The following is a 13,139-nucleotide window of genomic DNA, read 5'->3' on the forward strand; positions in this document are numbered from 1 at the left end:
CGGCGGTCGGCGAACCCGGCACATAGTACGGCAGTACCCCGAAACATGTCACGGCGGCGCCATGCGCTGACTACCCTATGAATTGTCATGACTACTCCTGAATCGGACGTGCCCAGCGACAGCGGCGGCCCGGCCGCCGCGCCGTCGGCGGAGGGGGCCGCCGGTGCCGATCGGCCTTCCCGAAGGGGTATGTGGGCCGATCTGGCCGCCGTGCTGAGCTTCGTGGTGCTCGGCTTCTGGGTCACCTGTCGGCTCTGGCTGGACCCGGGCAGCGATGTGCGGGACAACCAGTCCGATCAGTCGCAGTTCGAATGGATGATGGCCCACGGTGCGCGAGTGGTCACGCACTTTGCGTATCCGTTCCATTCCAATCAGATGAACGTCCCCGACGGCGTCAATCTGATGGCCAATACGTCCGTATTATCCATTTCATTGCCAATGACGCCGATCACCCTGCTGTTCGGGCCGCGAGCGTCATTTCTGATCTTTCTCACCGTCGGCATGATTGCCACAGCCACGGCCTGGTATTTCGTGCTCTCCCGGGTCCTGATCGGCAGCCGGGGACCGGCGTGGCTGGGTGCCGGCTTCTGCGCGTTCGCGCCGGCCATGGTGTCGCACGCCAATGGCCATCCGAACATCGTGTCGCAGTTCGTCGTCCCGTTGATCATTTGGCGCACGCTGCGACTCGGTGAGCCGGGCCGCTGGCTGCGCAACGGGGTCCTCCTCGCGCTGGTCATCGTCTGGCAGGCGTTCCTCAACCTGGAGATCCTGCTGATGACCGCGATCGGGCTCGGCGTGATCGTCGGCGTGCTCGCCCTCGGCCGCCCGGATCTGCGGTCGCGGGCCCGGTCCTTCCTCGCCGGCCTGGCCGTCGCCGCCGGGGTCGCCGGGCTCCTGCTCGCGTACCCCCTGTACGTCCAGTTCTTCGGACCGGACGCGTACTCCGGGCTGTCCCGCCTGATCCGCGGCTACTCCAGCGACGTGGCCTCGTTCGTCGCGTACTCGCGGGAATCACTCGCCGGTAGCGCGCGCACCGCCGCGGGCCTGGCCAAGAACCCGACCGAGGAGAACAGCTTCTTCGGTTGGGCGCTGGTGGTGCTGGTGATCGCCCTGGTGTGGTGGCTGCGCCGCTCGATCGTGGTGCTCGCGCTGGCCGCGCTCGGGTTGCTCTTCGCCGTGCTCTCGCTGGGTCGGGAGGTCCGCTTCGACAACCGGGGTACGGGCGTGCCGGGCCCCTGGGCGGCGCTGGAGAACCTGCCCATCCTGCACTCGGTGGTGCCGACACGCTGGGCGTTGGCGATCACCCCGATCATCGGGCTGCTGCTCGCGTACGGCGCCGAACGTGCCCGCGAGTTGGCCGAGGCACACCCGGCCGCTCGGGGGCAGGTCCGCTTCGTCACCGCCACGGTGCTCACGATGGCCCTGTTGCCGATCGTCCCCACCCCGCTGCCCGTGGCCCGCCTCGACCCGGTCCCCAGCTTCGTGACCAGTGGGGCCTGGCGGCCGTACGTGGCCGGTGGGCGCAGTGTGGTGACCCTGCCGTTGCCGGACACCACCTACGCGGAGCCGCTGCGCTGGTCCGCGGCGACCCGGCTGGACATGCCGCTGGCCCGTGGCTACTTCCTCGGCCCGGACACCCGCCCGAACGCCGATCCGCCGAAGGTCGCGTTGTTCGGTGCGACTCCCCGCCCCACCAGCAGCTTCTTCGCCACCATCCGGCGAACCGGGGCGGTGCCGCCGATCACCCCGCAGAGCCGGGTCCGAGCGGTCGACGACCTGCGCTACTGGCGGGCCGGAGTGGTCATCCTCGGGCCACACGAGCACGAGGCCGCGCTGCGCCGGGGCATGACCGAGCTGACCGGGATCCAACCGGTCTTCACCGGCGGCGTGTGGGTGTGGGATGTCCGGTCACTGACCGACTGAGCAGCGCGGCCCAGCCTGGCCCAGGGCCTTACCGGACGCAGCAGCCCTGGCAGACCTTCGGCCGGGGCAGGGTGAAGGCGAGGCAGCAGGTGCGGCGCTGCACTGTCGGCTCACCGGCCGGCCCCGGCACCAGCTCGATCAGGTCGGCCAGGTCGAGTGCGCCGAGCAGGGTGTCGATGCTCTGCACCGTGGAGCCGGGCAGGGCGTCGGCGGCCCGCAGGATGCCGTGCGCGATGCCGGAGGCGACAGAGCCGAGCAGCGTCCGGGTGCCCACCCGGACCTCGGACTGGATCGCCGTGATGAGCGGCGCCAGGTGAGCGTCGAGCAGGGACGCGCGCAGTGCGCCCAGCAGCTCCGCCTCGTCGGCGACGACCCGCACCTCAGGCAGGCCGGCCAGCGCCAGTGGATCGTTCGGCAGCACCGCCACTGTGGTGCCCCGGCGCAGGCCCATGGTGAGCAGCTGCCGGTGGTCCTCGAAGTGGATCAGCAGGTCGGCCGGATCGAGCAGTGGCACCCGCCGGGCGGAGGCCCAGCCGAGTACGACCGGCAGCGCGGCCCAGTAGCTGTAGGACTTCCAGGCCAGCGCCGCGCACGCGTGCGGGGTGCCGCCCCAGCGGACGGCGGCGCCATTCAGCAACTCCGGCAATCGGCTGCCGTCGATCAGGGTGGTGGCGGGCGCCCAGCCGAGTTCGTCGTCGACCAGCAGGCCCCGGGCGAGGCCGGGGAGGTCGTCGGTGCCGAACATGGCCCGGAGCGCCGCGGTGACGGGGGCGAGCGGCGTGGTGGTGGCCTCGCGCCGTGGCATCACCGCTGTCACCTGAGTCGTCCCCTGTCTGTGTGACCGAGGAGTGCGCCCCGGCGGACGAACCAGTGCCGTCCTGAGCTAAGGCTAGCCTAACCAACCCCCTGACCGTAAGGGAAGCCTCACCTTGGTCACATCCCAGACGTCCAGGTCACCCCCGTATTCGAGGGGAGTAGCGCTTCGCGTACTACCCGGAGTCAGTGCTGGGAAACGCCGCCGCACAATCGATGGCCATCGGTGAATTGTCAAGCGGTGTGTCGAAAACATGCCACTTGCGTGTGCGCTCACGCACGGAACGTGAAACTTATAGCCCCGGCCACGAGGAAGCTGATGACGACCTCACCCCTCGAACGGGCTGCCGACTCCTTCGCGGCCGAACTTGCCCGGCAACGGACCGGGCGCGGGCTGTCCAAGAAGCAACTGGCCGTCCTGATGGGGTTCGACCCGTCCTACGTGAGCCACGTCGAAGGGCGCCGGCACCGCCCCACCGAGGACTTCGCCCGCCGTGCGGAGGCCGTCCTGGAGGCCAGCGGCGCGATCTGGCAGCGCTTCCGGGAGTACGACGACCTACGGCACGCCCGGTCGGGTCAGCCGCATCGCGAGCCGTACCTGCCGGGACAGTGGCTGCCACCCGGCACCGGCCTGGTCGTGGAACGGGAGCTGGCCACCCTCACCCACGCCGACGACGGCTACCGGTGCGTCATCCACCGTGAGCTGTACAACGCCGGCACCGAGCCGGTCACCCGCTACCTGGTCCGGGTCGCCGTCGACCGCTACCCGAACGACCCCGGCCGCTCCAACCGGCACCATCGGGAGCACCCCCTCACCTTCGCCGAGTTGCAGATACAGGCCCGTCGGGACGACGGCGGCGGAGACCCGGAGCCGATGCACTGGCGAGCCAAGCACGATCGGGACGCGTTCAAGGAGATCTGGCTGCTCTTCGAGAACGGGGAGCGACGCTTCCCCCTCTACCCGGGCGACCGGGCCACCATCGAGTACGCGTACAGCGTCGGGCACGAGAAGTGGGGCCCCTGGTTCCAGCGAGCCGTGCGACTGCCCACCCGCCAGCTCGCCGTACGCCTGGACCTGCCTGCGGCCCTCGACCCGCAGGTCTGGGGCGTGGAGACCTCGCTCAGCGCGGAGGAGGGCCCGCTCCGGACGGCGCCGCAGCGTCACGACGAGGGCGACCGGGTGATCTACGACTGGCAGACCGACGACCCCCCGTTGAACGCCCGCTACCGGATGCAGTGGCGGTTCCGTGCCCGTCCGGACACCGAACCGGACCTCGGCCCTGGTGGCACCCGGGTCCGACCCAGCGACCGGATGCGCGGCCTGGGCATCGTGCAACGCGGGGACGACCTGCTCCGCCAGCGGGCCCGGCCGTTCGACCTGCCCGGGGAGGAACACGTCGCCCGGGACGTGGTCGACCGGCTCACCATGGTCCTGGCCCGGCTCGACGAGTTGCATCCGTTCAGCAAGGGAGTGGGCGTCGCCGCGCCGCAGTTCGGCATCGGCCGCGCGGCGGCCGTGGTGCGGCCCCCCGACCGGTCGGCGGAGCCCGTCTTGCTGCTCAACCCCCGGGTGGTCGACGCCGACCCGGAGACCGACGAGCAGTACGAGGGTTGCCTCTCCTTCTTCGACCACCGGGGTCTGGTGCCCCGGCCGCTGCGCCTGGACGTGGAACACGCCCAGTGGGACGGCAGCCGGATCATCACGTCGTTCGAATTCGGCATGGCCCGGCTGGTCGCACACGAGATCGACCACCTGGAGGGCCGGCTCTACGTCGACCGGATGGCACCCGGCGTGCCGCTGGTGCCGGTGGAGGAGTACCGCGAGACCGGGCGCCCCTGGCGCTACTGACCAGGAAGGGACCGGGGCGCGTGCCCCAGGGGGCAGGGGCACGCGCCCCGGTGTGGGGGGAGGAACGTCTAGAGGTCACCGAAGGTGTCGTAGCGGATGTGCGGCGGCGGCACGTTGTCCGCGGCGAGCACCCGCAGGGTGGACCGGACCATCCGGGCGGCACCGGAGACGTAGCAGTCGTGCGTGGTCCACGGGCCGTATCGGGCCACCACCTCCGGGATCTCGCCCTGCTCGCCGTCGAAGTCCGGATCCTCACTGCACGCCGCGGTGACCGACAACCACGGGTGTACGGCCACCAACTCCTGCAACCCGTCCAGGCCGTACAGGTCGGCCGCCTGCCGGGCACCGTAGAAGACGTGCACCCACCGGGTCCGGTTGAAGGTGGCCAACTCCTCCACCAACGCCTTGATCGGTGCCAACCCGACGCCGCCGGCCACGCAGAGGATGTCCCGTTCCGAGGTGCGGTCCAGGGTCATCGACCCCATCGGCGCCGCCAGGCGGATCAGATCACCCGGCCGTACCCGCCGCACCAGGGCGCCGGACACCCAGCCGGCCCCCGGGGACCGCACGTGGAACTCCAGCACGTTGTCGTCGTTCGGGGCGTTCGCCACCGAGTAGTTACGCCACACCCGGGGGTGGTAGCGCGGCACCTCCAGGCTCACGTACTGCCCCGCCTGCCAGCGCAGCGGATGCTGCAACGCCCGGCAGGTCAGCACGGCGGTGTCCGGGCCGTACCGCTCGTGGGTCAGCACCTCGGCGTGCCAGAACGGCGGGTCGTCGTCGGAGGCGGCGCCGGCCACCATCAGGGCGGCGATCGCCGCGTACGCCTCCCGCCACGCCTGGTCGTACTCCAGGTTCCAGCCGTCGCCGGCGGTGCTGCGCAGCGCGTCCAGCAGTGCGACGCCCATCGTGGCGTAGTGCCCCTCGTCGACGTGGTACTTGCGATGGTCGCGGCCCAGCGCCCGGAGGAACTCGTCGAAGCTCTCCGGGTCGTCGACGGTGTGGATCGCCGTGATGATCGCTTCGAGTAGACGGTCGCCCTGGCCGGTCATCTGCACCGGGAAGAGTTGCCGCAGGGCGGGGTCGAGCAGGAACAGCCGAGCGTAGAAGTGACCGCTCAACCGGACCCGGTCGTCCTCGACCAGGGTCCAACTCTCCTTCAGCAACCGCGCGAGGTTGTCCACGGGCGCTCCTTCTCCAGACGGCATCGGATCGGGCGCCCATAGAATCTCCACGGAGAGTGTCGACCGGTCGCACAGAATGTGCGATCGGCTCATGGTGGCCGGTCGGCCATGTCACGGGTGCGGCCCGTCGGGCAGAGTGGTGCGGTGACCGTTGAGCTGACCCGCCCGGTGTCCCGCCGACTGCTGGGCACCGAGACGCTGCTGGTCCTCGGCCTCTCTCTCGGACAGTCCGCGATCTACGCGGTGGTCTCGATCATCGCGAAGTTGACCGCCGACGGTCCGCTCTCCAAGCAGACCGCCTCGCTGAACACCTCGGCGTCGGCCCGCCCCTGGCTGGACCTCACGTACCAGCTGCTCGGCATCGTGTTCGCGCTGCTGCCGGTGCTGCTCGCCGTACACCTGCTCAGCCGTGACCCCGGCGACCCGGCGCGGACCCTCGGCCTGGACGCCCGACGGCCCGGCCAGGACGTGGCGCGCGGCGCCGGCCTGGCGGCGCTCATCGGCCTACCCGGGCTGGCGTTGTTCTGGGTGGCGGCCCACCTGGGCCTCAACGCCACGCTGGTGCCGGCCGCGCTGCCGGACGTCTGGTGGACGGTTCCGGTGCTGATCCTCGCCGCCGTGCAGAACGCCGTGCTGGAAGAGGTGATCGTGGTCGGTTACCTGGTCACCCGGCTACGCCAGCTCCAGTGGCGGCTGGTTGCGATCATCGCGGCCAGCGCGCTGCTGCGCGGCTCGTACCACCTGTACCAGGGCTTCGGCGCGTTCGTCGGCAACGCGATCATGGGCGTCGTGTTCAGCCTCTTCTACCTGCGCACCCGACGGGTGATGCCGCTGATCATCGCGCACACCCTGCTCGACGTGTTCGCCTTCGTCGGCTACGCGCTGCTGCCCCGGGAGTGGTTCGACTGGCTCTGATCCGTCAGCGCCGGTCGGGTCGGTAGACGGCCACCGTTCGGGCCGCGAGCCGGTCGGCCGCCGCCGCGTCACCCAACGCCGCCGCGAGCACCGCCGCGCCCGGCAGCAACCGGGCCACCAGCCGCAACGCCACCCAACCACCGGCCTGCGCCGTGAGCGGCGCGGCCAGCCGCCAGGCCGCCTCCGCCGCCCGCGGCCATGCCCCCTCGACCGGTTCACCCGCCGTCTCGGCGGCGGCCAGAGCCGCTGCCGCGCTCGCCCGATCCGGATGCACCTGGGTCAGCACCAGCAGGTCGACGGCCCGGTCCGGATGCGTCGGATCCTCGCCGTACGCCGCGGCCAGGTGCAGCACCAGCTCCGAATGCGTCCACAGCACCGCCGCCAACTCGGCCAGCGGCGCGAAGAAGCCGGCCAGCGCCGCGGTCGCCCCACCCGCACCCGCCGAGCGGACGAACCGCCGGGTCGCCAACCGGGCCAGGCCGTCCGCCGAGGCGTCCGGATAGCGGGCGCGCAACCCAGCGGCCCACCCGACCGCGTCCGGCCCGAACGTCCGTACCGCAGCCAGGGCCAGCAGCTCCGGTGCGAAGCCAGGGTGGTCGAGCACGCGCGCGGTGACCGCGCGCAGCTCTGATTCCCGGGTACGCCGCAGAGCCGGCCCGGCCTGCCGCACGGCGGGTGTTGCCGGTGCCAACTGCTGCTCGGCGGGTGTCGTCTGCGGCTCGGACGGTGTCGTCTGCTGCCCGGCGGGTGTCTTCTGCCCGGCGGGTGTCGTCTGCTGCGCGGCCACGGGTTCGGGGGCGGGCTCTGTCGGCGTGGTGCTCCTGCGTGGGGTGGCCGCGCGCTTGGTGGCCTTTGCGGCTCTGGCCGGGGCCGCTGGTGTGATGGTGCTCGCCTCTCCGGTGGTGCTCGACGCTGTGGTGGTGCTCGCCGCCTCGGTGGTGCTCGCCGCTTTGGTCGCGTTTGCTGCTTTGGTGGGGTTCGCGGCGCGCTTGCGTGGTGCCGGCGTGGTCGGGGTCACCTCGGCGGGCGTGTCGGCTGCCTTCCGAGCGGCAGTCCTGCGGACGGGGGTGCTCCGGGCCTTCGGTGGTTGTGCGACGCCTGTTGCCGGGCCGGATTGGTCGCCGCCGTCAGGCTGCTCCGCCTCCGCCTCGGTGGTCAGCTCGGTCGGTGCGCGTCGAGGCTGGCGAGGCAGGGGGCGGTCCGGCTCCGGTGGCTGGAAGAGCACCGCCGGGGCAGCCTTCGCCCGTCGAGGGCGCTGGCTCGCCGGGGTGGCTGCCGGCGGTGCCGCCGTCTCCCCGGGCTCCACCGTCTCGGTGGGCTCCTCGGCCACCGTCGGCGGCCTGAAGGTGGCCCGTGGAGAGCGCGGACGCGCTCGTTCAGCAGGCTCTCGACGGGGCGACTCGCTGGGCGGCTGCTCCTGCATATCGATGGAGCGTAGTCCCGATCACGCCGGCGCACAGCGTGGAAACACGGTGGGCGGGCGGGTCGCGTGGGCGTACCCCGGAAGTCGTTTTGCTCCCGGTGGGTGGCGACCTGTATCCTCGGGCGCGGTGGTCTGAGGATCACCAGGGAGACTTCGCCTAGTCTGGTCTATGGCGCCGCACTGCTAATGCGGTTGGGGTCTTAAAGCCCCTCCCGGGTTCGAATCCCGGAGTCTCCGCGCGAAAGCCGGGTGTGTACACTGGCTGAGCACAAGCGCCCGTAGCTCAATGGATAGAGCATCTGACTACGGATCAGAAGGTTAGGGGTTCGAGTCCCTTCGGGCGCACAAGATCATTAGACGTCTGACCTGCGGAAACGCGGTCAGACGTTTTTTGTTGGTCGTGCCGGTTGAATGGCGGGTGTCACCACGCAGTCGTCCTGCAACGTGACCTCGTCGTGGATCCCCTCGTACATGCCGGCCCTGGTCATCTGGGACACCTGGGGCGGCTGGGAATTCAGCTGGGTGTCGCCGGCCCACCCGGGCAATGCGCTCCGTCGTGGCCACCCCCGTCGGTCGTCGTTGTGGCCACTGCATGTGAGACGTCGCCGCCGTCCGCGCCGCCGCCCTCGGCGACCCAGCCGCCAGTGCTCGCAGTGCGCCGCCACCGCGAGACGTGGCGCTCGACGTACCGGAACGTCCGTCACCCGAGACGAGCCGGACCACGCTGGCAACGGTTGGGGCGCGCAACGGCGGCACCACCGTGGCCACCGTCGAGGTCACCCGGGCGGCCTCTGGATCTCGACCGACTGGCATCGGGGCCTTATGACGATCGTCATCGATCCCGGCGTGCGTCTGCCGGTCCGATGCATCACGACTGGCGTGACCCCGTCGGGAAGTCGCATCGATTACTTCACGAGCAAGCTGTCGATCCGCGTGGAGGCGCCAGCCTCTGTACGGTGGAACATGCGCATCGAGATAAACCAGCTGCCGTCCGGTTATCTCCTGGTGGAGTCGCCCGACGACGTCGGCCGACTCCGGAGCGACACTCCGGAGTCGGCCGACGTCGTGTCGGGTCTCGCCGTCAAATCAGTTCAAGAATCTCCAGGTCTGATTCGCAGCGGCCGGGCTGGCGCACGCGAACTGGGCGGCCTGTCCGCCGTTAGCGGTACTTGCCCCCGAGATTCCCAAGCACAGTCCGCTCCCTCGGTTCTGGAGTCGGAACCACGTCTGCGTGCTGTCGGTCCACAGAACCTTCCAGTCCTGGTTGTAACCGGCGCCCGGGGCCGCGATGATCGCCGCAGCTCCGGAGGCGGTGCTGCCACCGTTGATCCCCATGTTCCTGATGGGGTTCGCGGAGTAATTCTGCAGGCTGATCCAGCTGCCATCGTTGATGATGTACCACCGCTGCACGCCGCTGCCAGCGTCTGACTGCTGAACAACCTTGGTTCCGGCGGCAAAGCTTCCGTTTTGCGGCTGCAGCAGTTTGAGGGAGTTCCTGTTCTGCAGTTTGAAAGGGTTGGCAGCGGCGACGAAGTCATCATTCGAAGGTGTCACTCTGGCCTGTGAACCGGCACCTTCGGGTGCCGCAGAGGCGGCGACCGGCATGATTACGGTTGCAATCGCGGTCGCTGCGGTCATGATCGCAGCAGCCATTGCCTTACTGGCCCTGTTGCCCATCGCTGTCTCCCCGTGTTTCGACTCGGTTGCTAAAGCTGTCTGGTCGAGAGACTGCCAGACTTTCAGGTCCCGGTGTGCCCTGGTGGACAAAGAGGACTATGAATGCCTTTCCCCTGATCGGCGGCTGCTTCTGCCGCGGGTCGACGATCCGCAGGTCAGCTACCGTCGATCAGGACGCATAGACGGTCGTGAGGCTTGTGTCACGCTCGAAGCGCGACAGGGCGGCCAGTTCGCGGCGCAGGGCGGCGACATGGGCCCAACCGCAAGCCGAGGCACCGGCCTGCACGGACTGTCCTCCTGGGCTGACCGTTGCCGGCGGCGACCGCCAGGGCCAAGTGGCGAGCGGGGGCCGCCGAGGTGGGCACGCACGGTCCGGCCGAGCAGAGCTGGTCTGTTCGGCCGGACCGGACAAGCGGGCTCGACTAGAAGGTGGTGAAGGACCACGTCTGGTTAATCGCGTTGGCGCAGGTGTAGATGGCGGCCCTCGCGCCGGCGGCGGTGCTGGCGCCGTCGATTCCCAGGCACATCGAGGTGTTCTTGCGGTTCTTGAGGTAGAAGAACGTGCCGTCGATTGACGAGACGAGCCAGTCTTGGTCGAAACTGCCGGAGGGGTTGACGATCACCGCAGAGGTGTTGGAGGCAGTACTGGCGCCCGAGGTTCCCAAGTTCCGGACCACGCCATAATTCTGGAGAGTGACGTAGCCGGAGTCGTTAACGAGAACCCAGCCCTGAAGGCTGCTCGAGCTGGCGTTCTGCTGGCGGACGGCGGCGTTGTTGGCGGTACTGCTGGCCTGCAGGTACTTGGACGACTTCTTGTTCCTCACCGCAAATGGAGCTGCGGCCAGTGTTTTCGACGGGGACAGGACCGTCGAGATTGGTAGCGGGGCCTTGTCATCGGCCTTTGCTTGCGCGGCTGCCGGGCTGACGGCAACCGCCAGCGCTGCGGTCACAGCCGCCGAAACTGCTGCCCTGATTACTCTGTTACGCACAGTTACTCCTCCCCGTGTTTACTCGGCTGCTCCGAGTAATCGTCTGGCAGCGAGAGTGTCAGACGGGCTGCGTTCGCGCAATAGGCGTCGATAAATGCCCTGACGGTGATCATGAAATCGCTGGGCTTGGCCGCGACCGCCGGATTCGATGGAGGTGCGCACGGAGTTCTATCCGGTGCAGCGATTGGCCGAGTGCAGGCCGAGATCGCTGCAAAACGGCTCGCTCGTGAAGGACTGACCCACCGCTGTCGAACGCACCTGTTTCTCCGATCAGGACGGTCGGACGGAACCGGCGGCCGGTCGGCCCAAGCGGCATCCGGTCCCGCCACAGGTCCGATCTTCGTGACCGAACCTGTGCGGGACCGGATGGTGCTCCGATGCCTCTTTGCTACCCGAGTGCCGGGGCGAACGGATGATCAGCCGAAGCAGTTGGGCACCGGCGGTGAGCTGGTGTGCAGTTCGTGGGCCGGTTGCCGCTGATCACCGTCTTCTTCCACGGTGACCTGGCCGCCGTCGTTGAAGATCCCGCCTTGCCCTGCCGGAGGTGGAAGACGCCGCGGCACGACGGCGAGTGGTAGCCGGCGACGCTCGAGGCAGGGCGCGGCCGCTGCGCCGGCCAGGTCGCCCGGGTTGCTGGCGCTTGACGTGGGCCAGATCAGCGACAAGAATTTACAGGAATCGCTGTTAGCGTTAACAATCCGTCCCAGTGCTGCGACGGCATCGTCATGCCGATGTCGCGGCGGTCGCGACGGCCTGACTCCTCGGTCAGCACTACCACTGCAGGGGAGAGATCTATGCGAACTAGGGCAAGATGGCTCGCGGCGACAGCGGCACTCGGTGTTGTCCTCGCCGGGGTACTGACTCCGACCGGTCCGGCCAACGCGGAATCCAACGGCGGGGTGCGGGTGATGCCTCTCGGCGACTCCATCACCGAGGGCACCCAGGTGCCGGGCGGGTACCGCATCGGGCTCTGGCAGCGGCTCGTCAATGGTCGGTACACAGTGGACTTCGTGGGTTCGCAGTTCAACGGGCCCGCCAGCCTGGGTGACCACGACCACCAGGGACATCCCGGCTGGCGCATCGACCAGATCGACGCGAACATCGTCGGCTGGCTGAACACCCAACGGCCGCAGACCGTTCTGCTGCACATCGGGACCAACGACATCCTGCAGAACTACAACGTGAGCACCGCGCCGAACCGGCTCTCCACCCTGATCGACCGGATCACCACCACGGCTCCCACCGCAGAGGTGTTCGTCGCGCAGATCATCCCGCTCTCCAACAGCAACCAGAATGCGGCCGCCCGCACCTTCAACGCGGCGATCCCCGGCATCGTGCAGAGCAAGGTGAACGCCGGCAAGCGGGTACACCTGGTCGACATGCACAGCGCACTCACCACCGCAGACCTGATCGACGGCGTCCACCCCACGTCCGGCGGTTACGACAAGATGGCTGCCCGGTGGTACAGCGCGCTGCAGTCGGTGCCCGGCAGCATCGGCGAACCGGGCAGCGGCGGCGGGCAGACCACTGCGATCGTGGGTACCCTGTCCGGTCGCTGCGTCGACGTCCCCGGCTCTTCCACCACCAACGGCACCCAGGTGCAGTTGTGGGACTGTCACGGCCGCACCAACCAGCAGTGGACCTACACGAGCGGCAAGACGCTGACCGTGTACGGCAACAAGTGCCTCGACGCCGCCGGCTATGGCACCTCCCCGGGCACCCTGGTCACCATCTACGACTGCCACGGCGGAACGAACCAGCAGTGGAACGTCAACGCCAACGGCACCATCACCGGGGTGCAGTCCGGCCTCTGCCTGGACCCGTACAACGTGGGCACGGGCAACGGGACGAAGCTCGTCCTCTGGACCTGCACCGGTCAGGCCAACCAGCAGTGGAGCCGCCGATAGCTCGTCCGGACGCGGCGGGTGGTCGGATCGCAGGTGATCCGACCACCGTCGTCGCCTGCCCACTCTCCGGACGGCATCGACGGGATCCCCGTCAAGGCCGGGTTCACCGGCGCCGCCCGCAAGCCGCCGGCAATGGGCAGCCGTCGATGTTAACGCGCTCGCGAGGCCTCCTCAAGGGCCCGGCCGAAGCCCTCACCGCGAATCTGGGGCGATGCCTGCGGGAATGCGGTTCAAGGCGTTTCGCCCCAAGATCCGCAGCGTGGCAGCGGCAGATGTTCCCAGCACATTACGTCTTGACGAACGGCATGTTATCGCTCACAGTCGATGCCTAAGGACGACGACACCTCGGCTTTCCGGGCAAGCCCTGCTTCGTCGATCTCGAATCAGGCGTGCGCCACTGCGCGCCGGCGTCTTGTTAACGCTAACTCTCTGACGCCTGTGCGCTCGGCCACGCGTCGC

Annotated in this window: 9 protein-coding genes and 2 tRNA genes; 6 read left to right on the forward strand and 5 right to left on the reverse strand. The window is 69.1% G+C overall.

Translation table 11 applies throughout. The features are described from left to right. Positions 1–87 precede the first annotated feature (87 nt). Positions 88–1,923: a DUF6311 domain-containing protein gene (locus tag ABTW72_RS07205; RefSeq protein ID WP_502892164.1), complete on the forward strand. Its 1,836-nt coding sequence runs from the start codon at positions 88–90 to the stop codon at positions 1,921–1,923. Between the two features lie 28 nt (positions 1,924–1,951). On the opposite strand, the gene ABTW72_RS07210 is transcribed toward ABTW72_RS07205, so the two are convergent. Beyond that, on the reverse strand, positions 1,952–2,728 hold the full coding sequence (locus ABTW72_RS07210) for a hypothetical protein (protein ID WP_350855301.1): 777 nt from the start codon (positions 2,726–2,728) through the stop codon (positions 1,952–1,954). Positions 2,729–3,055: 327 nt separating this feature from the next. Here ABTW72_RS07210 and ABTW72_RS07215 point away from each other — a divergent pair, with 327 nt between their 5' ends. Beyond that, positions 3,056–4,585: a peptide deformylase gene (locus tag ABTW72_RS07215; protein WP_350855304.1), complete on the forward strand. Its 1,530-nt coding sequence runs from the start codon at positions 3,056–3,058 to the stop codon at positions 4,583–4,585. A 68-nt stretch (positions 4,586–4,653) separates the two neighbouring features. Here ABTW72_RS07215 and ABTW72_RS07220 read toward each other — a convergent pair whose 3' ends face one another. After that, positions 4,654–5,769 carry a globin domain-containing protein gene (locus tag ABTW72_RS07220; RefSeq protein ID WP_350855307.1) on the reverse strand — a complete coding sequence of 372 codons (1,116 nt, stop codon included), beginning with the start codon at positions 5,767–5,769 and terminating at the stop codon, positions 4,654–4,656. A 144-nt stretch (positions 5,770–5,913) separates the two neighbouring features. Here ABTW72_RS07220 and ABTW72_RS07225 point away from each other — a divergent pair, with 144 nt between their 5' ends. Beyond that, positions 5,914–6,684: a CPBP family intramembrane glutamic endopeptidase gene (locus ABTW72_RS07225; protein ID WP_350855310.1), complete on the forward strand. Its 771-nt coding sequence runs from the start codon at positions 5,914–5,916 to the stop codon at positions 6,682–6,684. A 4-nt stretch (positions 6,685–6,688) separates the two neighbouring features. Here ABTW72_RS07225 and ABTW72_RS07230 read toward each other — a convergent pair whose 3' ends face one another. After that, positions 6,689–8,014: a hypothetical protein gene (locus ABTW72_RS07230; RefSeq protein WP_350855313.1), complete on the reverse strand. Its 1,326-nt coding sequence runs from the start codon at positions 8,012–8,014 to the stop codon at positions 6,689–6,691. A gap of 239 nt (positions 8,015–8,253) precedes the next feature. Between ABTW72_RS07230 and ABTW72_RS07235 the strand changes: the two genes are divergently transcribed. Together ABTW72_RS07235 and ABTW72_RS07240 are read left to right on the forward strand one after the other, a co-directional pair. Then, positions 8,254–8,344, forward strand: a tRNA-Ser gene (locus tag ABTW72_RS07235). A 35-nt stretch (positions 8,345–8,379) separates the two neighbouring features. Continuing rightward, positions 8,380–8,452 (forward strand) — tRNA-Arg (locus ABTW72_RS07240). A gap of 741 nt (positions 8,453–9,193) precedes the next feature. On the opposite strand, the gene ABTW72_RS07245 is transcribed toward ABTW72_RS07240, so the two are convergent. Next, positions 9,194–9,784 (reverse strand): RICIN domain-containing protein, encoded by a 591-nt coding sequence (locus tag ABTW72_RS07245; RefSeq protein WP_350855316.1) that lies wholly within the window; start codon positions 9,782–9,784, stop codon positions 9,194–9,196. A 422-nt stretch (positions 9,785–10,206) separates the two neighbouring features. Further along, on the reverse strand, positions 10,207–10,734 hold the full coding sequence (locus ABTW72_RS07250; RefSeq protein WP_350855318.1) for an RICIN domain-containing protein: 528 nt from the start codon (positions 10,732–10,734) through the stop codon (positions 10,207–10,209). Positions 10,735–11,567: 833 nt separating this feature from the next. Here ABTW72_RS07250 and ABTW72_RS07255 point away from each other — a divergent pair. Further along, positions 11,568–12,680 (forward strand): ricin-type beta-trefoil lectin domain protein, encoded by a 1,113-nt coding sequence (locus ABTW72_RS07255; protein WP_350855321.1) that lies wholly within the window; start codon positions 11,568–11,570, stop codon positions 12,678–12,680. The last annotated feature ends 459 nt before the right edge of the window (positions 12,681–13,139 follow it).

It is taken from the genome of Micromonospora sp. NPDC127501 (assembly GCF_040302185.1).
GTDB lineage: Bacteria > Actinomycetota > Actinomycetes > Mycobacteriales > Micromonosporaceae > Micromonospora.

What these genes read in the sequence shown, in the direction of transcription:
- ABTW72_RS07210 (WP_350855301.1), bottom strand. Translation starts at nt 2,728, where the DNA reads ATGCCACGGCGCGAGGCCACCACCACGCCGCTCGCCCCCGTCACCGCG.
- ABTW72_RS07245 (WP_350855316.1), bottom strand. Translation starts at nt 9,784, where the DNA reads ATGGGCAACAGGGCCAGTAAGGCAATGGCTGCTGCGATCATGACCGCA.
- ABTW72_RS07255 (WP_350855321.1), top strand. Translation starts at nt 11,568, where the DNA reads ATGCGAACTAGGGCAAGATGGCTCGCGGCGACAGCGGCACTCGGTGTT.
- ABTW72_RS07215 (WP_350855304.1), top strand. Translation starts at nt 3,056, where the DNA reads ATGACGACCTCACCCCTCGAACGGGCTGCCGACTCCTTCGCGGCCGAA.
- ABTW72_RS07205 (WP_502892164.1), top strand. Translation starts at nt 88, where the DNA reads ATGACTACTCCTGAATCGGACGTGCCCAGCGACAGCGGCGGCCCGGCC.